This window comes from Flagellimonas baculiformis (genome assembly GCF_033441575.1).
In the GTDB taxonomy this organism is placed as follows: domain Bacteria; phylum Bacteroidota; class Bacteroidia; order Flavobacteriales; family Flavobacteriaceae; genus Flagellimonas; species Flagellimonas baculiformis.
The window spans coordinates 95,685-121,248 of record NZ_JAUZVW010000013.1; the positions used below are offsets into that span (position 1 = coordinate 95,685).

16 protein-coding genes are annotated in these 25,564 nt (G+C 46.5%); 6 read left to right on the plus strand and 10 right to left on the minus strand.

The window, feature by feature from the left end; genetic code table 11:
* Positions 1-432: 432 nt before the first annotated feature.
* The gene (locus tag SD450_RS16360; RefSeq protein ID WP_318345529.1) at positions 433-4,782 is read right to left on the minus strand and encodes a T9SS type A sorting domain-containing protein; all 4,350 of its coding nucleotides are present in this window, start codon (positions 4,780-4,782) and stop codon (positions 433-435) included.
* Positions 4,783-5,489: 707 nt separating this feature from the next.
* Here SD450_RS16360 and SD450_RS16365 point away from each other — a divergent pair.
* Complete coding sequence (locus SD450_RS16365) at positions 5,490-6,320, plus strand: serine hydrolase (RefSeq protein WP_318345530.1); 831 nt, start codon at positions 5,490-5,492, stop codon at positions 6,318-6,320.
* An 88-nt stretch (positions 6,321-6,408) separates the two neighbouring features.
* Entirely contained in the window at positions 6,409-9,144 is a 2,736-nt protein-coding gene (locus tag SD450_RS16370; RefSeq protein ID WP_318345531.1) for an NTP/NDP exchange transporter, read from the plus strand.
* Here SD450_RS16370 and SD450_RS16375 read toward each other — a convergent pair.
* Complete coding sequence (locus SD450_RS16375; protein WP_318345532.1) at positions 9,131-10,396, minus strand: serine hydrolase; 1,266 nt, start codon at positions 10,394-10,396, stop codon at positions 9,131-9,133. The genes SD450_RS16370 and SD450_RS16375 overlap by 14 nt on opposite strands.
* Positions 10,397-13,210 carry a PEP/pyruvate-binding domain-containing protein gene (locus SD450_RS16380; protein ID WP_318345533.1) on the minus strand — a complete coding sequence of 938 codons (2,814 nt, stop codon included), beginning with the start codon at positions 13,208-13,210 and terminating at the stop codon, positions 10,397-10,399.
* Between the two features lie 402 nt (positions 13,211-13,612).
* On the opposite strand from SD450_RS16380, the gene SD450_RS16385 reads away from it, so the two are divergent.
* A complete protein-coding gene (locus tag SD450_RS16385) occupies positions 13,613-15,235 on the plus strand; it encodes an RluA family pseudouridine synthase (RefSeq protein WP_318345534.1) in 1,623 nt (540 codons plus the stop codon).
* Positions 15,236-15,557: 322 nt separating this feature from the next.
* Here the strand turns inward: SD450_RS16385 and SD450_RS16390 are convergent, their stop codons facing one another.
* From SD450_RS16390 to SD450_RS16415, 6 genes are all read right to left on the minus strand, one after another.
* Entirely contained in the window at positions 15,558-15,896 is a 339-nt protein-coding gene (locus SD450_RS16390) for a cupin domain-containing protein (RefSeq protein WP_318345535.1), read from the minus strand.
* 181 nt (positions 15,897-16,077) lie between these two features.
* Positions 16,078-16,539 carry a nuclear transport factor 2 family protein gene (locus SD450_RS16395; protein ID WP_318345536.1) on the minus strand — a complete coding sequence of 154 codons (462 nt, stop codon included), beginning with the start codon at positions 16,537-16,539 and terminating at the stop codon, positions 16,078-16,080.
* Positions 16,523-16,966, minus strand: a complete 444-nt coding sequence (locus SD450_RS16400; RefSeq protein WP_318345537.1) for a PaaI family thioesterase — start codon at positions 16,964-16,966, stop codon at positions 16,523-16,525. Before SD450_RS16400 ends, SD450_RS16395 begins: the two co-directional genes overlap by 17 nt.
* Positions 16,959-17,456 carry a GNAT family N-acetyltransferase gene (locus SD450_RS16405; RefSeq protein WP_318345538.1) on the minus strand — a complete coding sequence of 166 codons (498 nt, stop codon included), beginning with the start codon at positions 17,454-17,456 and terminating at the stop codon, positions 16,959-16,961. The genes SD450_RS16400 and SD450_RS16405 overlap by 8 nt, the downstream gene beginning before the upstream one ends.
* The gene (locus tag SD450_RS16410; RefSeq protein WP_318345539.1) at positions 17,447-18,445 is read right to left on the minus strand and encodes a YfiT family bacillithiol transferase; all 999 of its coding nucleotides are present in this window, start codon (positions 18,443-18,445) and stop codon (positions 17,447-17,449) included. Before SD450_RS16410 ends, SD450_RS16405 begins: the two co-directional genes overlap by 10 nt.
* On the minus strand, positions 18,442-19,029 hold the full coding sequence (locus SD450_RS16415; protein ID WP_318345540.1) for a GNAT family N-acetyltransferase: 588 nt from the start codon (positions 19,027-19,029) through the stop codon (positions 18,442-18,444). Before SD450_RS16415 ends, SD450_RS16410 begins: the two co-directional genes overlap by 4 nt.
* Positions 19,030-19,094: 65 nt before the next feature.
* On the opposite strand from SD450_RS16415, the gene SD450_RS16420 reads away from it, so the two are divergent.
* From SD450_RS16420 to SD450_RS16430, 3 genes are all read left to right on the plus strand, one after another.
* Complete coding sequence (locus tag SD450_RS16420; protein WP_318345541.1) at positions 19,095-20,513, plus strand: aminotransferase-like domain-containing protein; 1,419 nt, start codon at positions 19,095-19,097, stop codon at positions 20,511-20,513.
* Between the two features lie 327 nt (positions 20,514-20,840).
* On the plus strand, positions 20,841-21,407 hold the full coding sequence (locus tag SD450_RS16425) for an AAA family ATPase (RefSeq protein ID WP_318345542.1): 567 nt from the start codon (positions 20,841-20,843) through the stop codon (positions 21,405-21,407).
* Between the two features lie 132 nt (positions 21,408-21,539).
* Complete coding sequence (locus SD450_RS16430; protein ID WP_318345543.1) at positions 21,540-22,310, plus strand: hypothetical protein; 771 nt, start codon at positions 21,540-21,542, stop codon at positions 22,308-22,310.
* A gap of 38 nt (positions 22,311-22,348) precedes the next feature.
* Here the strand turns inward: SD450_RS16430 and SD450_RS16435 are convergent, their stop codons facing one another.
* Positions 22,349-25,564 (minus strand): CHAT domain-containing protein, encoded by a 3,216-nt coding sequence (locus SD450_RS16435; protein ID WP_318345544.1) that lies wholly within the window; start codon positions 25,562-25,564, stop codon positions 22,349-22,351.

Sequence of the window (25,564 nt, forward strand, 5' to 3'; positions counted from 1 at the left end):
ATTACAAAACCTTAATCATCCCTTAATGCCAAAGTAGAAAAGTGTCCTAAGAAAAGCAGGTGCTTTACGTACGAAAAATCAACCATTTAATATGCAACAAACTTTATTTTTCGTTATGGCTAGTATTCGAATGTGCCAAATGTATCCAATCAAAAAGCATTGGGCCATTACAGAATAATATAGTCAACCAAAAAGTGTCTTACGCCGTATTCAAACCTTAGAATTACATACACCTGACCTCCTCCCCCCCTTTCAGGTACCGGTCGTCATAACTAAAAATCCGGGCTATGGTGCATCGACAAGAAAGAGGTTATCCAAAGGGTGAATATTATGGTGATATTTATTTGATCATAATACTAGAGCCCGATTTGATTTTAGAACACAAAAAAGCCCCGATATAATAAGTCGGGGCTTTTTTTTGAAAATATATGATTATCCTTTTTTGACGACAGGTAAGATCTTCATCAACCTGCCATTCGTGTACACTTTGACAAAATAAATACCTCTTCGATAGGGTTCCATATCGATACGTGTCGATTCGGTCCCAATTGGTACATCCAACTGGGAAACCGTCCTCCCGATGATGTTATAGACGATAATCTGGACATTATCATCAATTGGGCAGCCAAAAGATACATTGACAGAGCCTACAAATGGATTAGGGTACGCACGGGCAGTAATTCGGCATCCATCCGATGAGCTATCACAAGAACCTAAGGTGTCCCCAATGGCCAAGTGATATTGGACGGCATATTGCGACACACAGATTTCACGACCGTTATGGCACATCACCACTTTGGGGTTTCTTGGGTTATTGCCGCAGCTTACATCAATGACCTCCACCGTGATGGTCTTCATAGTGGAACAACCATTCTCGTCGGTTACGGTCACTTCATAATCTGTGGTCTCTTCCGGGCAAACCGTAATGGCGCTCCCTGTTTCTCCTGTGCTCCAAACCATTTCATAAGTACCTGTTCCCCCTTCAACGGAAAGTACTTCCAAAGTGGTACAACTTTGAGGTTCGTATCCCAAATACACTGTAGCGTTATCAGAAGTGGTCATGGTGATCATGTCAGGTTCCGTAAGGGTCACTTCTGCCTCGAATTGCTGAAGAAGGGCATCACTCACCACCACGGTATATGTACCTGCCATAAGACCAGATGCCGTTGGAGTGGTCTGTCCATCGTTCCAAACATAGGTGTATGGGGCAACGCCACCACTTACGGTAACGGTTGCTGTTCCATCCGCTTCTCCAAAACAGCTTACATCGGTGGATGAAATGGATTCAAGAGTAAAAGGTTTGAGCATCAACCGGACGGAAACGGGCAAGTGATCCGATGTGGTACTTGCATAATCGTAATCATAGAATTCATAGTGCGATTGGGCCGAATGTTCAATGTACCGTGGCAACACTTCGTCCGTACCTGAAATATGGTCGATCATATCCTGTTCAAACACATAGGAACGGAAACCATTTTCACTGAGTGTTGCAGTGAACACACTGTAATTTGCCGGATCGTTCACGTAGTTTTCGTAAGTACTTGCAGTGGTTGAAGTAATGTCTGCAACTGTCACATCCACATCGTCGTTGTAATCGCCCAATAGGATGAGATTACGGTCGGAATAGTACACATCCAAACTATCTTTGAGGACTTCCACATCATACTTCCGCATATCGTAGCGCAATTGGGCATCGCTGCTTCCATTGGCACGGGCGTGCAGGGCCACAAAATCATAGGTTTCGGTTTCCCCATTGATGGTAATGTCGGCCGTCATCAAGAAAGGTAATCGCCCACTGGCATAAAAACGGTCAGGTTCACTAGGGTAATCCGTCAAAGCCGAAGTATCCCCACCATTGTAATAAGGATGGATGGATGCCAACAAAACCTTCGTGTCGGTCACGGTGACCGTCTCGGTGTTGTAGATGAAACCTACTTTTTGGTTGACCCCTTCTTCATTGGGATAGGAGACCGCAGGTGAAAGCACATAATCATAACCTTGGAGTTCACTCACCATTTCCGCAAAAAGGGCATCATCGGCGATTTCTTCCACGGCCAATACATCAGGTTGGAGTTCTGCTATTACCGCTTTTACACTGTCCTTTTGGATGGCATCGGAATCCGGGTCGCCCGCTGCAGGGGAATTGCCTTCATCGCCAAACCATTCTATGTTCCATGTGGCCACTTCCAATGTGCTTGCCTTGTCCACTTCCACAGGAAGTGCCGGTGGCACATAGTCGCCTGCACAGGCAAGGTCGGTCCTGATCCTGGGCAATAATTGGTAGAGTTCAAAATATTTTCCTACTACTCCGATGACCTCACCACAGGTTTCGGGTTGGGCAAGCCCCACCAAGCTTTCCACATCACCATCGATGCGCAACTCACCTGAACCACTGGTATCGCTCACCACATAGTTGGAATTTCCAAACAAAAGATCTCCGGGTTTTGGAAACGTCACATCCACTATCCTGACCAATTCTGCAGGATGTTGGTCCATTTCTGCCAAGGTGATGTCCACTGGGACAATCGGTTCGGTGGGAGTTCCATTGGAGATGACCTCGGTCACTGGACTGATCTGGATCTGTTCGTTGAAAGAGCTTCGCACCCCTGTTATGGTAATGGAATCCCCAATCATGAACACTCCATCACCATGCACCTGCTGATCAAAAATAGCAATGGCCCCAGTCTGGTCTTGAAGGTAGGCCGAGCCTTCAAACTGGTCGGTAACGGTCAACACTCCACTAATGGTGACCAAAGTACCATCACCTAGAGCACGAGCTTCAGCGATGGTGATCGGTTCTGGGTTTTCGTTGTTGCCGTCTCCGCCGTAGGTGCGTATGGGGAACGGTAATCCGGCCGTGTCATTTGTTGTGGAGTTGTCCAGGGCATCTGTTCCGCTATAGGTCCAATTGTCCAGTACAAAGGTACTGCCATCAGCACCTGTGCCATTTTTTCGATAGGCCCAGCCATCCACATAATCCCATGCTTGGCCTGTTCCATCGATATTGATTTCCCCAAAAACATCAATTACAGCGCCTCCAAAAAAGAGTTCAATGGCATCATCGCCATTTATGGCAGCGGTTGATGAGGTGTAGTCCGGAGCAAATCCAAAATAGCTTTCAAAACCAGTACTTTCACTGGCGATATAAATAAAGGAACCTGCGGTGGCACTTACGGCGGGAAAGGTAAATTCCTCTCCATCCGTACCCCCACCGTTATTTGCGGAACCAATTCCGTAGGTACTCAGATCAGCAATGTCATTTGTAACATAGAGCTCAATGGCCTTTGGCACACCTCCTGTCAAAGGGCCGTCCACAACTCCGGTAATGATGAGGTCTGGACCATAGGCACCCAGCGGAAATGGACTGGCGGCCGTGTCATTGGTAAGGGCACCATCCATGGTGTCAATGCCGCTGAACATCCAATTGTCGATTACAAAGGTGTTTCCATCAGGGCCCGTATCATCCTTGCGATAGGCCCAACCGTCCACATAATCCCAGGCCTGGCCCGAGCCATCTACATTGATATCCCCAAACACATCGATCACGGAACCATTGAGAAACAATTCAATGGCATCATCACCATTGATGGCCATGGCCCCAGAAGTATAGTCGGGTGCAAACCCGAAGAAGCTTTCAAACCAGGTAGTTTCAGTGGCCACATAAATGTGTGTGCCTGCTGTAACGGCATCGGCGGGAAAAGTAAATTCTTCCCCATTGGTGCCGCCGCCATTGTTGGCCGAACCCAAACCATATACACTGAGATCGGCAATATCTTCCAAGGCATAAAGTTCCACTCCTTTGGGAACCCCTCCGGTCAAAGGACCATCATAAACCCCTGTAATGATCAAACCAGCTGAAATGGGTGTGCTGGAATCGGTACGTGCATCGGCTGCAACTCCAGTGGAATACATCAAACTGACATCATAGGACCAAATTCGGTAACCATAGCTTGTGTTCTCCAACAAGCTTTGGTGGTCAAACGTAGAGGCACTTCCCACATAAAGTACCGTCGCCCCATTGGGCAGTGTATCACCTTCGGAATAGGACGCTCCATCCACCAAGGTTTCAGAAACAACACCACTTTCAATGACAGCCACCACGACCGGGTTGCTATCGGCATTCAAGTCCCAAGAAAGAGAGATGCTGGAGGTACCTGTTGATGTGGCCACAAAATTGGAAACATTGTCCACAGTTGGGGTTACCACGCCTCCAAAAGTGCCAATCGGAAATGGATTGGCGGCTGTGGCGTTCTGGGTCGCATTGTCCAACGCATCAGTACCGCTGTAGGTCCAATTGTCCAACACAAAGGTGGTACCATCCGGACCGGTTCCATTCTTTCGATAGACCCAGCCATCCACATAGTCCCATGCTTGTCCTGTTCCATCCACATTGATGTCTCCAAAAGTATCGATCACGGAACCATTAAAGAATAGTTCAATAGCGTCGTCCCCATTGATATTTACTGCTGCATCCATGTAATTGGGTGCAAACCCGAAGAAATTGGTGAATTCTACATCTTCGGTGGCCACATAAATAAAGGTCCCCGCAGTCACGGCATCGGCAGGAAAGGTAAATTCCTCGCCATCGGTGCCACCACCATTGTTGGCAGAGCCCAAACCATAGACGCTGAGGTCAGCGATGTCGTTCTGGGCATAGAGTTCAACGGCCTTGGGAATGCCCCCGGTAAGGGGTCCGTCCACAATTCCGGTAATTTTCAAATCTTGGGCAGAAGCGCCGAGAATAATGGAAAAAAGAAATAGGAGAAAGTAAATTTTCTTCATAGTGTGAGGTTGTAAAGTGTTCAGATAACTAAAATCTTAAAATTTTTATAAAATCGGGGCACCATTGAATTAAGAATTCGTTAAGAGCTGGTTTTTTCGACGAACGACACTTTCTTTTTTGGGACGTCCTGTGCTATTTTAATCCACAAATGAATCGATTAGAAACACTTCGTTTGCCATGCTCACTTTGGTTCGCCCGAGTTTTAGCCATTGATATCCCAATTTATCCCGGAAAGAATCGAACTATTCGCTCGCACCTTCATTTTTATTGGGGTTTCCAATTTCTTATTTCAAAATATTGTCGACTTGTGAACTTTTATGATTGATTAGATACTCACCATCAAAAACCTAAATACTCCAATAAAGCTTTAGATTCATAGTGTTCTTGTCGGAATTGTACAGTTCTTAATAGGTATCAATACCAATTTAAACCTAGTCAAATTTAATCGCTGAATAAGAATGTTTCTTTTTTTTAGATTGTTTTTAAAAGAGTGTTTTTAACATATCAATAAAGTAGTAAGTTTGCTAAACCGCACCAATGCTTATTATTTAATTTCATCTAAAAAAATATTTTTAACATGTTGTGCGTTATTGGATTATATATTTTTGGCTAGTTTTTAATACGATGCAGTTTAATGAGGAACATCCTGCTTAAAATTTTTCTTTTCGCCCTGTGTTCGTCACTATCAGGACAGCAAACCCTGCCTTTGAAACTGGGGAATGAAAGCATTAAACCTCTCACAAAATTGGTGGACAATTCCCTTCAGGCCAACTTGGAAGAGGAAATGATGGGCAATGAGGTTTGGGCCCATTTAATTTCACAAAAGAAAATGGCCATTGGCATTGTGGATCTGAGCAACCCGGAAAATGTCAGGTTTGCCCGAATCAACGGAAACTACATGATGTATGCCGCCAGTCTCCCTAAAATTGCTATTCTGCTATCTGCCATGGACGCCCTGGAAAAAGGGGAACTTGTGGAGACGCCAGAAGTGAAAAAGGACATGCGGCTGATGATCAGCAAATCGGACAACGCCGCTTCCACCCGCATGATCGACCGAATTGGCTACGCCAAAATAGAATCGGTAATGACCGATCCCAATTATGAATTTTACGATGAGGACAATGGAGGGGGCCTATGGGTGGGCAAGCGCTACGGAGGTGGCGGTGACACCAACAGGGAACCTTTGAAACAACTTAGCCATGCCGCTTCAGTGACCCAAGTTTGCCGCTTTTACTACTTGCTGGCCAATGGCAGACTGGTCAATGAAAAGAGATCCAAGCAGATGTTGAGCATTATGGAGAACCCAGAGCTCCATCACAAATTCGTGAACACCTTGGACGTCATTGCGCCAACCGCACGTCTCTTTCGCAAATCTGGATCTTGGAAAACCTACCATTCCGATTCCATACTCGTCTGGGGCAAAGAATCCAACCGAAGGTATATCCTAGTGGCCTTGGTGGATGATCCCGATGGGGAACAAATCATTCGAAATTTGGTCAAACCCATCGAAAAAGTATTGAAAAAACCCGAAATTTAGTCATTGGATAGCCCCACGACCAATGATCTATAGACTGGCAAACAACTTTTTTGACATCAGAAAAGGGGAATACAAAATCTCCCTTTATATGTTTTTTTACATTTTTCTGATCATCTCCGTACTGTTGATCATTAAGCCGACCATCAATGCCCTGTTTCTTTCCGAACTGGGTGCCGAAAAACTTTCCATAGCCTACGTCCTGGTTGCTCTCACCGCCGTTCTCAGTTCCTTTTTCTACACCCGGGTACTGGCCAAATTTGGCCTAAACCACATCATAAAAACCACACTGACCAGTTCCATCTTGGTCCTAATGGCCTTGGGAAGCCTGTTGAAATTGGGATTGATGAACACCTATTTGCTCTTCTTTTTCTACATCTGGGTGGCCATTTATGCCGTGTTGTCCGCTTCCCAATTTTGGGTCTTGGCCAATTTGGTCTTTAATGTGCGGGATGCAAAACGCCTTTTCGGTTTTATTGGTTCCGGAGCTATTTTAGGTGGAATTTTTGGAGGATACCTTACGTCCATTTTTGCTCCCCTTTTTGGCAATGAAATGATGATTTTTATTGCGGCCCTGCTGCTGATGGGGTGTTTTCCCTTGCTGCGGTTCATTTGGAGGCTTCGGGTGAACAAATTGGATGAGTTCAAACAGAAAAAGCGCATCTCCCTGACCGATGGCCATCCCTATACATTGATCAAAAAATCCCGACATCTGACCTACATGGCCTTGACCGTGGCCGTTGGGGTTTTGGTGGCCAAATTGGTGGATTACCTGTTCAGTGATTTTGCCGCCAAAGCCATTGAAGACCCAGAGGAACTGACCTCATTTTTGGCCTTTTGGTTTTCCTCATTCAATTTATTGTCGCTTGCCGTGCAGCTCTTTCTTACCCACCGTATTGTAGGTATTTGGGGGGTTGGATTCTCCTTGCTCCTATTGCCGTTGGGCATTCTTTTTGGCGCAGTTTTTTTCTTGATACTGCCCGAACTCTCCGCAATCGTCGCCATCAAGGCAATGGACGGGGTATTGAAACAATCCATCAATAAAAGTGCCTCAGAATTATTGGTGCTTCCCCTACCCTTAGACCTGAAGAGCCGGACCAAATCCTTTATCGATGTGGTAGTGGACAGTATTGCCACCGGTTTTGCGGGCTTGCTGCTCATTTTCTTTGTCAGTGCGCTTGACCTCGGGACCACCAGCATTACCCTCTTGATCATTGGCTTGGTCTTGGTGTGGATATTCTTTGTGGGGGTCTTGCGCAAAGAATATTACGCCACCTTCAAAAAAAATCTGGAAAACACCACCGATAAAACAATCAACGTTTCCTCCGAAAGGGTGAAAAAGTTTTCCGTAGTTGAGGGAATGAAAAGCGTTTTTTCAAGCGGAACCGAAGAACAGCTCCTTTTTATGCTGAACAAGTTGATGGAAATCAACGATAGACGATTTTTGGATGATGTCATCCGATTGTTGGACCATCCTTCGCTAAAAGTGAAAGCTGCCGCCATGCGTAACCTCTACTTTTTGAACAGCACCACCATGGTCGTCAACATCAATGAACTTTTGGGGTATGGGGATGAAGAATTGACCCTGGCCACTTTTGAGTATCTATTGCTGCATTCGGACCAAAATGAAGCATATATTTTTGACCAATTTCTGGATGCGGAGAGCCCGCTGATTCAAGATACGGCTCTCTACTGCTTAGCAAGGGAAAGTGCTGGTAACATGACCCTGAAATCGAGACATGATTTGGCAGGAAGATTGGAAAAACGATTGGCCCAAAAAGAGCATTCCATAAATGCATTGGTGTTAAAGACCATTGCCACTTCGGGTTACCCCCAATATTATCCGGTGATCATGGACAGCCTTGAGGGTAAGGATGATGAACTAAAAAAAGCGGGCATCGTTGCCGCGGGTATCAGCATGAGGCCCATGTTCATCAACAAATTATTGCACTTGCTCCCCCATAAAACCACGCGTACTTTGGTGGTTGAGGCACTGAACAATTATGGGCCTGGGATTCTTCCCATTTTGGTCTCCCATGTAAAAAACCGTACCGTAAACCTTGACATTTGCCGATTTATACCACTGGTCATCAAGTCATTTATGTCCAAAGAAGCGGTCCATTCCCTGTTTAAATTGTTCGATGATGTTGACCTTAGCATTCGGTTGGAGGTGGTCCGTGCCCTCAGCGACATCCGGAAAGAACGGCCTACCTTACGATTCAATCGGTTTAAAATTGTGGCCAAGATTTTTGAGGAATGCAAACTGTACCATCAGACGCTTTCGGCCATGCACACTCAGATTATTATTTCCTATCGAAACCGGAAAAAATCAGGGGCCACTGTCGATTCCGAAGAAAGGGATGCCCGTGCTTCGCTGTTGGAACTTTTGGAACGAAGACTGGATTCAGGTTTGGAACGTATATTCAAACTTTTGGGATTGAAATATGTGCAGGAAGATGTGCAAAAGGCCTATTTGGGACTTTTGAGCCCGAAGGAAGAATCGCGGAACAAGGCCATAGAGTTTTTGGACAACCTGCTGACGGGCAATCTCAAACAAAAACTATTACCGATCATTGAGGAGGCCACGATGGACTTTTCTTCGGAAGAGGCCATCCAGAAAATCAAACATGCCATTCCCAGTGAAATGGAATGCTTTGAGCAGTTGCTGAACGTGCCGGACATCAACCTGAAACTGGCCGTCATCTACCTCATCGGAAAGCAAAAAGACAGTCGGTTTAAATCGCTGCTGGAACGTTTTGTTGCCGATGACAACCCGAAAATCAAGGATTTTGCCGTAAAATCTATGGAAGAAATCAGCCTTTTCTAACAATCTTGTCGATGGCAGAGGCCAAATACATATGGTCCGAAGCTGAGTTTTTCCGAAGCACGTTGGTCATCAACACCACCATGTATCTGCAGTTGTCCGGGTGCTCCACAATGATGACGGAGTTCATGAAGTTTTGCACATTGCCCATGTATTTTCCGCACTCTTCTCCCTTACTACGGTCGCATTTATAGAGACTCCCAGATTTAAAATACACAGCAGCCTCTTTCAACACTGGGGATTGCGCATAGCGAATACGCCTATCGGTCATATACATCAAGCGTTTCATCTCCAGACTACTGGCTTCATCAATCACGTTACCCTGTTCCAACTGCACCAAAAACTTCATCAGGCCATAGGGCGTGCCAATACTTCCACCCTTATCGCCCACATAGGTGTTGGCCCCGGAAGTAAAGAAACTGCCCAGTCGCCATTCATCCGAAGTAATGCCCAAATCGCGAAGCGGAAGGTTCACCACATCATTGGCCAAATCGGTCAACTCCTTTTTAGGAGTTTCCTTAAAGTAGGCCATGGCCTCCTCTTCGGTAAGTTCAGGATATTTTTCACCAAAAGCGGCCATCAAAAGTGCCTCGCGCCATACGATACTTGCCGCTCCGTTGTTGCTCACGGAAAGCATGTGGTCTGCCCATTCATACAAACTGAACACATCGCTGGCAATCACCTGACGTTTGACCAAGGTGTTCTTCTCCACATTAAAAATGGGAATGGTGTGCTCATCGGTGAGGCCCCACACGCCAGCTTTTACCACCTTATTTTTGAGCAATTGGGTACGCAACTCGAAGGAATCCGGGTAAATTTTGGCCAGTTGTTCAAAAAGTGCCACAAGGACCGCCAATTTGCCCACACTTCCCGGCTGATAGCCAAAGGTCTTGTTCCGTTCGGCGTACCGGACACTATCCGGGTCGGAAATATCCATAATGGTGAGGGAATAGCTTTTGTCAAGCCCTCGGAACAGTGCCCCGATATCCTTTTGGAAGGATTCATCCACCACAAAAAAGCTGCCCACACTATCCTCTTTTCTGGAGCGAAGGTTCAGTTGGATGTCCTCCCATGATTTTTTGGCACCTTCAGGCAAGGGATTAGAAGTCTCCTTCAGTTCCCCATTCTTGATCATTTCAAGGCGTTTGAGCCGTTTTATTCCCGTACGTTCATACCCATCGATGGGATATTCCACAAATTCGGTGAATCCCAATCCCATCAAACCTAAAAATCCTATAGCAAGTATCTTTTTCATTTACATTTTTTTGGAAAGTGAAATATGTTTGTCAAGGTCGATTTTTGGGGTGATGGACTCCAAATAAGTAGACCCCAACGCCTTTTTGTTCTCCACAAAAGGCCGGATTTGGAATAACCACAACTTATTATCCTGAAAGCCCAGTTCCACATCATAGGCCCCTTCGTAATCGGAATTTGTCTCTTTGGGAACCCGTTCCCGAATGGTTTGGGCCAACTCCCGGATTTCCCTAATGTTTTGTTCATTGAGCACACGGTCCTGAAAAGTGGCCTTTTTCTTTTCGGTACCACCCGTTTTGGGGAGACTGTTGTAGAAACGTTCTCGGGCAGGGGCCAACAAAGTATAACCGCCTTCATCTTTGATGAGGTATTGTTCCGCAGCCTGACCATCAACAGCGCCACCCGCTCCCCTACTGAACGCCACGGTAAGGTCCTTATCCGTTCCTGAACTGATTCCCTTGGTGATCAACACTCCGGAATAGTCCACATCCACACTGGGAATCACCAAAATGGATGGAAAGACATTTTCGGGGTTCAACAAGTATTTTTGACGCCATTTAAAGCTTCGTTCGGTGTAGGGCGAGGCCCAAACATCCTTGATGCCTGCCAAGATTTTTTCCTTATCCACTGCATTGAAAATGGTGAGGTTCAACCCTGCACCCGTAAAATCCTTCAAATCCTCCATATTGGTATCACTGCGAAGGAACACGGGAACGGTTCCCAATTCGGAGCCCAAAACGTCTTTGAACCCTTTTTCCAATTGGTCCACAAAACTGTCTTGCAGCGGCATTTTTTTAATGGCATCCCGCAATGTCTCCAATTGTCGCAATTGGTAGTTTTCGACTTCCTTTTCGGATATGCCCGAAGCCGACATCCGGTTGGCCTCTTGGAACATTTTGGTCAAAAATTGCCAATACGAACCTTCTTGACCGGGCATTTTTTGATCCATGTGCGTTCTGAAAATCCCAAAAGGAATAACCAGTCCCTCCACTACTTTTTCGGGAAACATTTTTTTGAGCTGACCCAAATTGGCAGCTTTGGGACCACACAGTTTACCCGAATCATCCGCATCCACGTTCCGCATGTCCAATACCTTATTTTCATCCAACCGTATTTGCCCCACAGGAACCTCAATACGTTCTTCTTTCCGTTCCACTTTCGCAAAAAGCGCCAATTCCTCTTTGGTCATTTGGTTTTCGGGTTTCAGAATGACATTCCCTTTGTTGGAAACTGCGTAGAACACCCGAGTACCGTCATACTTTTGAAGGTTTTGCAAATTTTCATCCGATAGTGCCGCATTGGGAATCCCCAAGTTGCGGGCCAACAATTGCACGTGGGAGACCATGTTTCCTTCGGCAACGGTGGCGATACCTGCAACAGGTTTTAAATCGGAAGGCGGGCGTTGGAACACATAGATTTTGTCCGAAGAAACTTCAATATCATCCGAACTGCCTCCCACGACCACCAACTCCCCAAAAGCATAGCCCGGATTAAGACCACGGATGGTACTTTGGTTCCGTAGGTCCATTACTTTGTTCGCCAATTGGGATTCCGTTGAAATCAGATTGCCCAATTCCCCCACGCTCTGCCCTAAATGTAGCGCCACGGAACCACGGATCTTGTCATCCACAAAACCGGCGGTAAGCGGTTCAAAAGCAACATATTCCTTTACGACTGCATCATAATTAGCCTTAACCATGGCCGCGCTCCACTCCACTGCTGCCCTTGCCCGGTTCAATACTTCGGTCAACTCGCCGAGGGAGCGTTCCTGGGTTTCATAATTGGTGAGGTCACTGGCCAGTTGGTCCCATTCCCATTGTTCCAAATAGCCCGACCCGGTAACGGCCATGCCCAAATAGCAGATTTTATGCAGGAGTTCCTTCAAGGTTTCGGGTTGATAATCGGACGAACCTTTGAATACGATTTCTTCCAGTTTTAAGGAAACATCAAGGAGTTGGAGTCGAGCTTCGGGTCTTTTCTCTTCCAAAAGGCCGTTTCTGATGTCAAACAAGAGTTGTGATGCTTGCTCCAACAGCAATTTTGGATTGCCCATCAATGCCGAATTGGAAGCAAAACCTTCGATTTTCTTCCCTAAATCGGTTCCTTTGGCAAGTGGAGCCATTTTGGGAAGTGCCGAAATGTCCACGGGCTTATGGAATTCCTTCATGGTGGCCACCAACTCGTCTATTTTCTTGGAAATGTCCGAAGTCAATTTAGTGCTATGCGCTTGCTTGAACCGAACCACTTTTTGAATATCGCCTTCTTCAGGTTGACTGTGAATCTTCACTCGTAAATCCATAAACGGCAGATACAGATCGGATATTACTTTGGATTCGCTCCGCATCTTCTGGGCCACATTATCGTCCCCGTTGTGAGGAATATCTTTCAAGGATTGTCGCACCAAGAAAAACTCATTCTTTAGAACCTCATCCTTATCCAAAAGCCATTTGTAAAATTCGATGCCCCAGGCTTCCTCATCCTCAGCTTGGATGGCACCCCTATAAAATTGTCCTTTTTGATTGATCCAACCATTGTCCACGCTCTTCAAATATTTGTCGAGTTGGTACTGTTTCAATCGGGAATGGTCGTTTTCGGCATCCCAAAAAGGTTCCTTATCGGTATAGGCCAAAATTTGTCCCAAATAAATGTGATTGGATTTCCCCAAGGCCACCACTTCATCTTTATATCGGGCGTGCTGCACCCCTGGCCCTATCTCATCAGGACATGGGTCTTTGGGTGCGCGGATGCTCCCATCGGTACAGAACCAACGAATGTCCTTGTAGGGTCCTCGAATATCGTTTTTAAACTTATTCACAAGCAAAACAATATCCTTAGGCTCCACTTTTTGGGCCTGATTTGAGAAGGGGAATAGAATTAAAAGGAATAATACAATTCTATACAAACGTTTCATAGCAATCACGTTTTGAGTAGGGTTCGGTGTAGTAAATATATTCAATTCACATCAGAAAATGTTATTCAAGCTCCATCTTGCCATTTCCATGCATTTCCAAAATTGGTTTGAATTACCGAGCTAGTTTAAGTTAGAAATGGTACCGATGCAAAAGTCAACCCTTACTTTTCAACCCTAACATAGCTTATCAACGGAAGAACTCTAAATTTGCAAGAATCATCAAATCCATTCAGGAGAAATAATCAACTAAAAAAGTAACAGGGATTGGCAACTGGTGCACCTTTAGAAGAATCCAAAATAGTTTATTTGACAACGAATGAAGAGGACCCCCTTCCTGATTCATTTGAATATCCCCATTTTTATACACCGATTGCCATTGCCAAAAAAGCGGCGCAAGACCTTCAACATAGATTGAAACAAAGTCTACCGAAATTGGTGAATCAACCAACCGGACGTATGTTGGGGGTTCTTGTGGTGCAAACCAAAGACGGTGGACTTGGGTATCTCAGTGCCTATTCGGGGGAGCTACAACCTGAACTGGAAATCTTGCCTTTTGTACCTCCTGTCCATCAATTGCCAAAAGGGGAGGATTTTCCAGAAATGGCCGCTATCAATGCCATCAACAAAGAAGTTATGGCGTTGGAAGAAAGTGATGCGTTCATCAGTGCCGAGCAGCAATTAAGAAAAACCACCGAAGAGACCAAAGAAAATATATTGGCCGCCAAGAAAGCAGCAAAAAAGGGCAAAACGGAACGTGACAGGCTCAGGAAAGAGTCAATGCACCTTCCTGAAAATGAACGCCATAAACTCCTGGAAGACTTGGCAAATCAAGGGGCCAATGAAGGAATGGACCTGAGACGTTTTACCCGTTCGGAGAACTTGCGGCTAGAAAAGGCAATATCCGCATATGGGAAGTTCCATGAACGGATTGAAGCACTAAAAACCCAGCGTAAAGCCAAGTCCATGGAGCTACAGGACTCCATTTTTAAATCCTACATTTTTTTGAACAGTCTCGGAGAAGGCAAAGATGTCAAGACGGTCTTTACCGATTTTGGGGTAGATGTTCCACCTGCCGGAGCTGGGGAATGTGCGGCTCCAAAACTGTTTCAGTACGCCTTTCAACAGGGAATGAAACCTGTGGCCCTGGCTGAGTTTTGGTGGGGTCCTTCCCCCAATTCGGAAGTACGGGAACATGGCAAGTTTTACCCAGCCTGTAAAGGGAAATGCCGCCCTATTTTGGCGCATATGCTCAAGGGAATTCCCGTAAAACCAAACCCCTTGTTGGAAAATTTTGGAGCAGGAAAGAAACTGGAAATTCTTTTTGAGGACGAACATTTGGTCGTCGTGAACAAACCAGCTGGCATGTTGTCCGTCCCGGGCAGGCACATAAAGGATTCGGTCAAGACCCGTATTCTGGAAAAATATCCCAATGCCAATGGCCCAATGATCGTACACCGGCTGGACCAAGATACCTCGGGGATCATGATCGTTGCCCTTTCCAAAAAAGCGCACAAGCTGCTCCAACAACAATTCTTGGAGCGGACCATTCACAAAACCTATTTTGCGATACTGGAAAAACCTATTGAAGAAACGTCGGGAAAAATTGAGCTTCCCCTTGTTTTGGACATCAACAACAGGCCCATGCAAATGGTACACTATGAACATGGCAGACCTGCATTGACACTTTATGAGGTGATACAAAAGACAGCCACCCAAACTTTGATCAAATTGAATCCTGTCACGGGACGTTCGCATCAATTGCGGGTGCACTGTGCCCATAAATCAGGGCTACATGCGCCAATTGTTGGCGACAATTTATATGGCACCCGGTCAGAACGACTTTGTTTGCATGCGCAACAGGTAGCATTTGTGCATCCCATGACCAAAAAGCCGATGAAGATCGGGACGGAAATTCCTTTTGGTATATGATACTTATTTTTAATTTCAAAGAGTATCTATCCCAATTTTATCCCCTTATAAAGCTGTATGAAGATTTGCCCTATGACATTGCGATGAATACATTTTTCACGAATGAAGATCCTTTGTCTTTTGGGACAGGCTTGTTGTTTCGACACCTTTGAACAGGGCAGCCCTGTTCTCGCCACATCTCTCTTCATCCTTCCCCTTGCGTCCGCGTGAGGGATTGCAGTGAAAAGCCCTCCCTTGGGCAGGCCTTGCAACGGAAAGCCAGGTCCCTTGGGACACGCCCCCCTCAAGACCCCCCTCCAAAGTCAGCTAAGTACAGACCTCCTTACATATCCACTCTATCCCCTTCCCCCCAATGGAATGAAACCACCAAGAACCTCAAGTCCTTCAACGATCGGTTGACAATCCTATGGGGCTGTCCATGAGGTACCTTGATACCATCACCTTGTAAAAGAAGGATTTCCCTTTCACCCAAAAAAAAGGTGGCGCAGCCTTCAAGAATATAGAAGAATTGTTCGGTTTTGACATGGTAGTGCAATCGTTCAGAGGTAGCTGGAGGCATCCTTTCCTCCTTGACAACCATGCTTTCCGATTGCACCAAGGTCCAGGCCCCACAGTTCTTTCCCCATGTATGGAAGGGGGCATTGTCTTTGTTTATGGTCATGTTCCCATTCGGTTTTGATTTGGTATCCACCGCTGCATAGAGTCATCTACCCCATTGCCCTTAAGCAACTCCTCCAATAGCGCACGGTGAAAGACTCCCATCAGGGTTTGTACAGTATAAAATCGAAATCCCATTGTCGGTGTACATCCTCCTTGATCAACTCTCCATCCCATCATGCGTTTTACACCTGTGTATAGTGTGCCCTGACCTTGCATACCTTTCCGTTTCCATCCAACTCCATATACTCTGCGGAAAGGGAGCCATTGACACTTCTGTAATACAAGACCACGGATCCCACTCCGGTCAGTTCATGATAGAATTCAAAATGGAGGTCTGGGTATTTTTGAAGGGCTTCGGAAAAATATGCCCGCAATTTTCCCTTGTCGGATATCCTGCCCCCCGGATCTATTCCCATCTTTTGGATGATGGGGGAAACAAAATCGATATCCTCGCTGTAATGCTCCATGATTTCATCCAAATTGTGGCCATTCCAGGCCTTGAGCCATTTTTGTGTAAAATCTGCTTTCATATCCTGTTGTTTTATTTCGTTTACGTATGACATGGAAACTGGAATTCCCTTTCCTTCTGGACAAAGCCCTAAGCGGTTCCCTTTCAAACCCATGGTATCAATCAATTTGCGCATCTGGAGCTTTTTGTGCCAAACTCATCAGGGTCACCAGCGAAGTGGCCACCAAGGTTTCCTTCCCGTTGGACACCGCATATATGTCCGAGCGTACGACCGTCAAGGTCTTTCCATTTTTCACGACCTGGGCCTTGGCCACCAACATTTCCCCCATTGCAGGGTTAAGATAGTTCACCTTGAGTTCCACGGTGGTCAAGTAACTCTCCGAGGGTTTTACTGAGGCGGCCGCATATCCCGCCGATACATCCACCAGTGTGGCCATGGTGCTTCCATTGAACATGCCTGCCGTACGGACCATAAAATCCTGTTTCGGGACGGTGATCTCAAAATACCCCTTTGTCACCCCTGTAGCGGTGGCCTTGAACAGCGTCATGATCTTGGAGCGATGGAAGCTTTCCCTCAACTGCACTTTTCTTTCCTTATCCATTGTTCCCTTGTATATCTCCCTTGTGGACCCCAACGGGCGGGCATGCACCCGGACCAGTGCCGTACCCATCTTTCTTTCTGGTTTCCATAAAGGTTTGGGGATGCCCTGGAGCAGTAAAACCAAATTGGTTGTAAAGACTATGTGCGTCCTTGGTCGCCAAAAGTACCCTTCTGCATCTCATCACAACATCTAGGTCCATGATATGCTGCATCAATCTTTTGGAGAGCCCTTTCCCGCGGTACGGTTCCATCACAAACACATCTGCCAAATAAGCAAAAGTGGTGTAATCGGTGATCAATCGTGCAAAACCAATTTGGGAGTCCTCCAGGAACATCCCAACACAGTACGAGTACCTCAGGGACTCCTTGACCATTTCAAATGAAATTCCCTTTGCCCAGTAACTTTCCATGGACAGGAACCGATGAATCTCCCCAATGTCCATCTGTTCAACCCCGGTTCTGATATGATATGGTCCTGTGTTCAGTTCCATCCCATTGTTTCCTTGGCAGCAGAAATATGGGCCAAATGGTGCCTACAATGCCAACTGTATTTGGCCATCGCCTCTTCGACGGACTGGTTTTTCTTCACTTCGGGATGGAAAAAGGTCCGTTTCCAGTCCTCGGCATCCAAGGTCTCCAACAACAGGGTCCATCGGGAGTGGAGTCCTTTCAAAATCAGGAGGGAAGCGTTCACCGAAAAATGCTTGGCATCTGGTGTTTCCGCCCATTGTTCTTCACGAAAGGGTTTGATGATGGGGTTGTCCTCCGTTAGGGCAAACTTGATACGGGCAAAACAATTGATATTGGAATCGGCCAAATGATGGATCAGTTGCCTGATGCTCCAACCTCCCTTTCGATAGGGGAAGTCCAACTGATCATCGCTCAGCCCCCCTACCATGGCTTCCAGTTCCTCGGGAAACAGGGCAATGGTCTGGACAAAGGACAACCTCATCGACGCCGTGACCATTTCCGGTTCCCTAAATTTTCCGATGGGGTATCGGTGCAGGTCCTCATCGGTGGCAAAGACCAGTTCCATCTTCGTATCGGCCCTTTTATAGGTTCCCTCCCCCAAAGAAATCTCCCGGAATCCCAAGGTACGGTAAATGTTAAGGGCAGGTTTCAACATGGACTGGGTATAGAGGACAAGTTTCTTGGCCCCCATTCTCTGGGCCGCCTCCACGGCGTAACGACACAATTTGGTGCCTGCCCCCTTGCCCTGATGCGCCTCATCCACTGCCATTTTGGTCAGCTCCATGGTGGTGTCATCGATTATTTTCAGGGCCACAGTGCCGATGACCTGTTCCTCCAGGAGCGCAAACCATATCTTGCCGCCGCCCTTCAATAAGGTCCCTTCCGGATTCCCCAACACCTCCCTGTCAATTTCCTCCAGGACAAAATGCTTTTCAATCCAGGCTGTATTGAAACGTTCAAAATAAGGCTGCCATTCTGGCCGATACGCTTCGATGTGAATACTGTTCATACTTTTATTTCAAATACGTTGACTTCTATACCATGGTAATGGGGAGGCAGCTCACTTTTAGGCGGTAATTTCCTTTTTCCCATCCATTTGAAACCCAAACGTTGGTAGTAGTCGGTCAATGCCCTATTGTTTGCCCAGGTATCTACCCGGATGTATTTTTTTCCTTCCATCCTTGCTTTTGCCATGGCCCAATCCAGAATCTTTCCTACTATGTTTTGCCCCCTGTATGCCCCACGTACGGCCATACGGTGCAAATAGATGGCCTCCGTTCCATGGCTATCGTCCCAAATGACCGGCTCTGTGTTGACAGTGGAAAAAACCGCTACCATCTGACCCTTTTCATCGATGATTTTATAATGCCTCTTCTCCAGAATCTCCCCCATGATGAACGACCTTTCAAAAATCGGCCAACCATAGCCACTCTGCTGGAACTGATACGCCCTAGCCTCTTGGTAAATCCCTTCCACATGGGTCAGGTCCCCGTTTGTCGTCCTTTCTATTCGCATTTTTCGTGAAGTGCTGAGCACATCCCCGTTCCTTATCATATCTCCTGCCCAAGGGATGACCGCTGTTCGTCCACACAAAATAAAGGCGATAACATTGAAGAGTACAGATACAATTTCATTAATTTTGAAGGGTACAGATAGATATGGGCATCACTTTATACCAACAATTGGCCGAAACCCTTTCGGAACAGATCAAAAGCGGAACCTTAAAAACGGGGGAGAAAATGCCCTCGTTGCGTACCTTGAAAAAGGAATATGGGATCAGTATGAGCACGGCCCTCCAGACCTATTTGGAATTGGAGGCCCACGGTTTGATCATATCAAGGCCCAAATCAGGCTTTTTTGTGACCTACAAGCAAAGTTCCCTTTCCGTTCCCTCCACCAGCTCCCCCGATGGGACGTATGGTCCTGAATGTGTCGAGGCGCTGATCGCCAAGGTATATGGGAGCTTGAACGAAGGCCACATCACCCGGTTTTCCCTTGGAGTACCTGCCAACGACCTCCTTCCCATCGCCAAGCTCAACAAGGAACTGGCCCGTGCCATGAGAACCTTGGATGGAAGCGGCACGGCCTACGAGAACATACAGGGCAATGCAAAACTCCGCAGGGACATTGCCCGCTTCACCTACACATGGAACGGTCATCTGCAGGGCGAGGATATCGTCACCACGGCCGGGGCCATGAATGCCCTTTCCTTTGCCTTGATGGCCCTCACGGAAAAAGGGGACACCATTGCCGTTGAAAGCCCTGTATATTTTGGGATATTGCAACTTGCTAAAAGTCTGGGACTAAAGGTAATCGAATTGCCGACACATCCCATCACGGGTATGGAACTCGAAGCATTGGAAAAAGTGATACCGAAAATCAAGACTTGTATCCTGGTCTCCAATTTCAACAACCCATTGGGCAGTTGCATGCCCGAAGCGCACAAAAAAGAAGTGGTGGGCATGCTCTCCAAATCAGGCATCCCCCTGATCGAGGACGATCTCTACGGAGACGTCTACTTTGGGAACCATCGCCCCAAACCCTGCAAGGCCTTTGATGAGGAAGGGTCGGTTCTGTGGATAGGGTCGGTTTCCAAGACCTTGGCGCCAGGGTACCGTGTGGGTTGGATAGCCCCTGGGAAGTATAAGGAAAAGATCATCCATCAAAAACTGATCCATTCGGTTTCCTCCACTACGATTACCCAAGAGGCCATAGCCAATTTTCTGGAAAAGGGCCGTTATGAAAATTACTTGCGAAAATTGCGAAAACAATTATACAGTAATAGTCTGCACTATGCCAGGACCATATCGGAACACTTTCCGGAAAAGACCCGGATCAGTCAACCGCAAGGCGGGTTTATGTTTTGGATGGAACTGGACAAGGGCATCGATACGGCCTACCTTTACGACATGGCCATACGCAAGGGAATCAGCATTGCCCCTGGTCGGATGTTTTCCCTCCAAGATCAGTTCAACAACTGCATGCGGCTGAGTTATGGCCTGCCCTGGACCGAAGAATTGCATGACAAACTCAAACAATTGGGGCAGCTTGCCAAACAGCTCGCCTCCCAAGGTTGACTTCCACGCATACAATCCAAGACGAATGGATAACTTCCTATTCATGGGATCCAAATCGTAATCTTGACAGAACCCTCCCTCCCAACCTGTTCGAAAGGGTAAAGGCATCTGTTGGAACAGGAAGAGTTCGACGCCATCAGAGGGAACATTAAAGTTGTATCTTCGTGGCGCTTTGCTTTTTTGGAAGCAAATGATTCGCCATAGTCGCACAACTGTCCCAAATGTGCCGTTTTATCGTTTCCAGATTAGTAGAAGTTTGTAGTTTTGCCGACCATTTATTTAACGAAAAGCGAAAAATCAACTTTATTTAACCTGCCCAAAACGCTTTTGAAGACACCTAAGGAACATATACCATTTTATATCATCACAGGTGGCCCAGGCGTAGGCAAGACCACCCTATTGAACGAACTCCGGAATAGGGGCATTGCCACAGTTCCGGAAATCGCCCGCGAGCTCATAAAAGAACAACAGGAAATCGATGGCGAAGCTTTACCTTGGAAGAACAAAAAAAGGTACATGGAAATGATGTTCCACCGTTCCGTGAAAAGTTTTAAAAAAACAATCAAGGGGTACAGTGGGACCCAACCCGTATTCTTCGACCGTGGCTTTTTGGATGCCCTTTGCTATGCATCCCTTGAAGGCATTCCCATTGACAAAGAAATGAAAACTACATCGGAAACCTTGCGGTACAATAGTAATGTCTTCATTTTGCCCCCGTGGAAGGACATTTACCAAACCGATGCACAACGCAAACAGGATTGGAACGAAGCCGTTTTCACTTACAATAAAATGATCCAGACCTACCGGGGATATCAATACGACCTTGTCGAGGTGCCCCGATTGACAGTAAACGAAAGGGCAGATTTTATTGTCAGTTTTCTAAAGAGAACTTAAACTCAAAAGGACTTTTCAATGGAACCTTTACGATTCAAGCGCGCGGACAGCTCGTGGCAATGTTGTCCAATAATATGTCCACTTCATTGATGACATTTTCCTTTTCCGTCGATATATGGAAAAAGAAAAACAATGAAACGTATTCCAACCTTATTTGTATCAACGATTATTTTATGTCTTATCGGCTGTAGTTCCGATTCCGATTCCAACAACGGCCTGGCCAATGCAGAACCGCAAGGCCTTTGTGCAAATGCCACTGGGCTAACGGGTATCTATTGGGAATTTGCCCACTCTATCCCTGCACCTTTGACCCAAGTCCCCACGGTCAACAATCCAGGGGGACAGTTTGTGCATAGCTTGCACCCTCTTTTGGGATTTATATACCCCCAAGGATTTTCGGCTTTTGAAATTACCGATGCACAAACCGGTACTTTGGGTGTCAATGTGGTTCGAAATGATGAAGCTGTGGTTTTCCGATGGATTCCCAACACACAATTGAACGGGCAGGTTTCCGCCACTGCCATTATCGCCAATGAAATCAACGGCGTATTTGCCCATTATGGCTTCAGTGGCACCCCTGATGTGCTATGCAGGACCTCTGCAAACAATTCATTTGAAGGCATCCCTTCCCAGTTTGAGGCACGCCTTCTCCGTTTCAATGGTATAACCGCCCAGGTGTGGGTAAGGTCCACCTATCTTGCCGGGGGCACATTCTCTGCTATTTCTGTCACCTCCGCTCCGAGCAACGAATACAATGCGCAGGTCATGGATACTTTTCTTCCCATAAACTTCCAGCTCTTTGTGGGAAGGGACGGCACCTTTGTGGACAACGACAACGATGGGGTTCCTGCCAATGAAGATCCTGACGACAACAACCCTAATGTCCCCAACAATCAAGGATAAAGAAAAAACTGATGTTCAGTAGTTAGTTGGTTTTTGGATCAGCTCCCTTTATGGGAGCTTTTCTTTTTTAGGAAGACCACGGCCACAATCAGCACAATCAGGGCGGCCACAACCCATAGAGGCCAAAAAGCGGGTCGAGAGAGTTCCACTGGGGACGTATCCCCCATCAAGACCAGTCCAGCCCAGTACTGTGGATGTAGAGTACGCCCTTGGCCATCAGCCAAATAATCCAATTTGGCCAAGCGAAGGGCCACATGTTTTGGTTTTCCTTCCGACAGGTGGCCATAAAAACGTTCCAATATTTCATTGCTGGATTTTTCATCAATCTGCCAAAGGCTGGTCAAAACACTTTCACTGCCCGCATAATTAAAGGCATGTGCCAATGAAATCATCCCCTCCCCTGGCTGATAAGTCGGCTTTCCCGTCTCACAGGCTGTCAGTATGGCCAAGTGGGAACTGAGGTTTTGGTTATAGATTTCATAGGTGTACAGGTAATTGTCATTGATGTCCAAAGAATCTGTGACATTCTTGGCAAACACCAATCGCGAAAGTTCCGGGCTTACATTGTTGGATTCGGCATGGGTGCCAATATGTATGATCTTGTGCTCCTTGGCATTTTTTGTGAACAGTTGTTTGGAGGCATTTTCGTTCAAGAATGAGCGGCCATCAAACTTTCTGCTGAATTTTTTCACCAGTTCCGAGCTAAACGGCTGGGGAAGCAACGTAAGGTACGTTTGGTCCAAAAACAGGGAATCGGAAATGGCCATTTGGTAATTGGTCTTCATTTCCTCATCAAATTCGGGGGCAAAGGCAATAAAATCCTTTTCAAAACCCACAACACCTTGTTTTTTGCCGAGCATGAACAGGCTGTAGTTGTATGAAATAGTGTGCTTTGCCAAAAGGCTGCCCGTTGCCAGCTCTTGGTTGGAACTTATTTTTTGGGGCGTCAACAATTCAAAAGCAAGGTTGAACAGCTCTCCATCCGGAAAAATGATGACATTTTCGGTTTTTACAATGCCTTCAATAGGTGCCCATACGATTTGGTAAAGTTGATGTAGGCAATCAAACAGTTCAGCTTCCGGAACACTGTAATCGGATATGGACGCTATGCAGAAATCCTTTAACGGATCCAACTTTATCAAGTGGGACCCGCCGTCTTGGTAAACATAGACGTAGTTGTCGTCACCGTCGGAAAAATAACGGACCAGCGTGGTATTGGCCGGGATATGCTGCCCTAGATTTTTAAGCGGTTCCACAATGGAGGCATATCGCATCCTGTAATACTTTGGGTGTTCCTTTTGCAGAAACCCCAAATGGTCTTGCCATGACCTATTGAGTGAATCCCATTCCGCCACATTGAACTGTGTTTCGTTCCCTTCAAGATCAAAAAAACCATTGATTTGATTGCGTAACGAGTTTTCCTGCTCCCTAATGTCGATGGGCGCCAAAGCATCAGCGGTTAGGTTCAACCGCGCCCGAATCCGGTTGTAAATGGACGATTCGTGCAAGGCCATGACTTTTTCGAGGTAGGCATCATCATTGGTCTGCCGGTAAAGTTCCATATACACCTTTTTGGCCACATTAAAGACCTCCCTGTTGTTGGCAATAAGGTTGCTCACCCCTTCTTGGGAGGTGACCAACGATTTTCGCTTTTCAACCAGTGCCGTGGCATCATCGATGATCTGCGCAATTTCAATAAGATTTTTGGGCACATGGGGCAACGAGCGCAATTTGGATTTGGCCAGATACATGAGAATTTCGGCCTGTTCGCTCCAGAGATAAGGTCGGTTTTCCACATCGGCGATGCCACCATACCCATCCAATAGTTGCTGACATAGTTTGATGGCGCTTTCAAAATCACTTTTTAGAAAGTAGATCTTGATTTTGCTGAGCTGCATCATTTTGGCCAAGTAGCTCTGTGCACCATAGGCTTCAGCTACTTTGGAATAGGTGTTGTCAATAAGATCCAATGCTTCCTTAAACTGTTCGTTCTCTGCATAGACCTGGGCCAAGTTGGACCGTGCAAAAATGATGTTTTGACTGAATTCATCGGCACTGCTATGGGTATAAGCATCCAAAGTTTTTTGGTAATTGGTGATGGCTTCCGAAAAATTTCCCTCTTTTTTTTCAAGGTCTGCCAGGGCAAAATATAGATTGGCGGCATAGGACCAATTGTCTCCTGGCACCGAGGCCAAGGATTCCTCCGCTTCTTTGAGGTATTCTCTGGCCTTTTGTTGGTTTTCTGCATAAAGATGGGCCTCCGCCATCATCAGTACGGCACTGAAATATTGCACCGTATTGGGAAGAAAGTATTTTTTGGCGTGATTGTACCCCAATGTGGCCACTTGGATGGCCTTTTCCTTATCTCCGAAGTCGTTATAGAGGCTGCCCAGGTTTCTGTAGGCGATGGACAGGTTGCCATGCACCTTTTCCGTCAGTGGGTGGTTGTGCGTATGTTGTAAAAAGGTGTTGAAACTTGAAATACTCTTTAAGGTAAGTTCCATGGCCGTGCCATAGTCCCCAGCACTCTGCTTCACCATGGTCCAATTACCATAAATGGTGCCGGGAAGATAGTACAGCTGTTCAGCATCCTTGTCCATGGGATCAATTGACCGGATGGCCTTGTCAAAATAATAATCGGCACTGTCCGGTTTGGCCATGAAGTGCATCAGTGAAGCCTTGTAATTCAGTATTCTTGGTGCCAAGGGAAATCTTGTTTTTGGATGGGCCTCCATCAACCGAAGTGCGTTGTCCGTGCGGGCCATCAATTGGTCAACATCTCCCAGCTTGAGACCTATTTCTCCCAAATGAAACTCTGTGGCCACCTTACGCTGTGCGTCCTGCATGGTGTTTGCCAAAGCATTGGCACGGGACATATACTGATTGGCTTTGAGAACACTGCCTTGGTCCACATGGGCAAGCCCTAGCCCCAGAAATGCTTCATATTGGACGGAATCTGCCTGATTCTTGGACTGAATATCCTTCAGTAGCTCTTGTGCCATTGGAAAATGGGTCGCATGGTCCAGCAGAAACTCTGACTTTGCAAGGGGATAGACCAACCAGCCCAAGTTCAGGGAAGGGTCTTTTGTTTTGCTATCTATTTCAGCTTTAATGATTTCTTGTGCGCTCCCGAAGGCGTCCGCAGCGATAAGGCTATCCAGCGTTTTTAGTATGGGATGTTTCTGTTGGGCATGCATGGCTGTCTGCAACAAAAAGACAAACCCCAAAAGGAAATATGCGAAACCCTTGCCCAT

What these genes read in the sequence shown, in the direction of transcription:
- SD450_RS16370 (WP_318345531.1), top strand. Translation starts at nt 6,409, where the DNA reads ATGTTTTTTTACATTTTTCTGATCATCTCCGTACTGTTGATCATTAAG.
- SD450_RS16435 (WP_318345544.1), bottom strand. Translation starts at nt 25,564, where the DNA reads ATGGGCAAGGGTTTCGCATATTTCCTTTTGGGGTTTGTCTTTTTGTTG.
- SD450_RS16395 (WP_318345536.1), bottom strand. Translation starts at nt 16,539, where the DNA reads ATGCGCAAATTGATTGATACCATGGGTTTGAAAGGGAACCGCTTAGGG.
- SD450_RS16410 (WP_318345539.1), bottom strand. Translation starts at nt 18,445, where the DNA reads ATGAACAGTATTCACATCGAAGCGTATCGGCCAGAATGGCAGCCTTAT.
- SD450_RS16420 (WP_318345541.1), top strand. Translation starts at nt 19,095, where the DNA reads ATGGGCATCACTTTATACCAACAATTGGCCGAAACCCTTTCGGAACAG.
- SD450_RS16405 (WP_318345538.1), bottom strand. Translation starts at nt 17,456, where the DNA reads ATGGAACTGAACACAGGACCATATCATATCAGAACCGGGGTTGAACAG.
- SD450_RS16390 (WP_318345535.1), bottom strand. Translation starts at nt 15,896, where the DNA reads ATGACCATAAACAAAGACAATGCCCCCTTCCATACATGGGGAAAGAAC.
- SD450_RS16430 (WP_318345543.1), top strand. Translation starts at nt 21,540, where the DNA reads ATGAAACGTATTCCAACCTTATTTGTATCAACGATTATTTTATGTCTT.
- SD450_RS16375 (WP_318345532.1), bottom strand. Translation starts at nt 10,396, where the DNA reads ATGAAAAAGATACTTGCTATAGGATTTTTAGGTTTGATGGGATTGGGA.
- SD450_RS16360 (WP_318345529.1), bottom strand. Translation starts at nt 4,782, where the DNA reads ATGAAGAAAATTTACTTTCTCCTATTTCTTTTTTCCATTATTCTCGGC.
- SD450_RS16400 (WP_318345537.1), bottom strand. Translation starts at nt 16,966, where the DNA reads ATGGATAAGGAAAGAAAAGTGCAGTTGAGGGAAAGCTTCCATCGCTCC.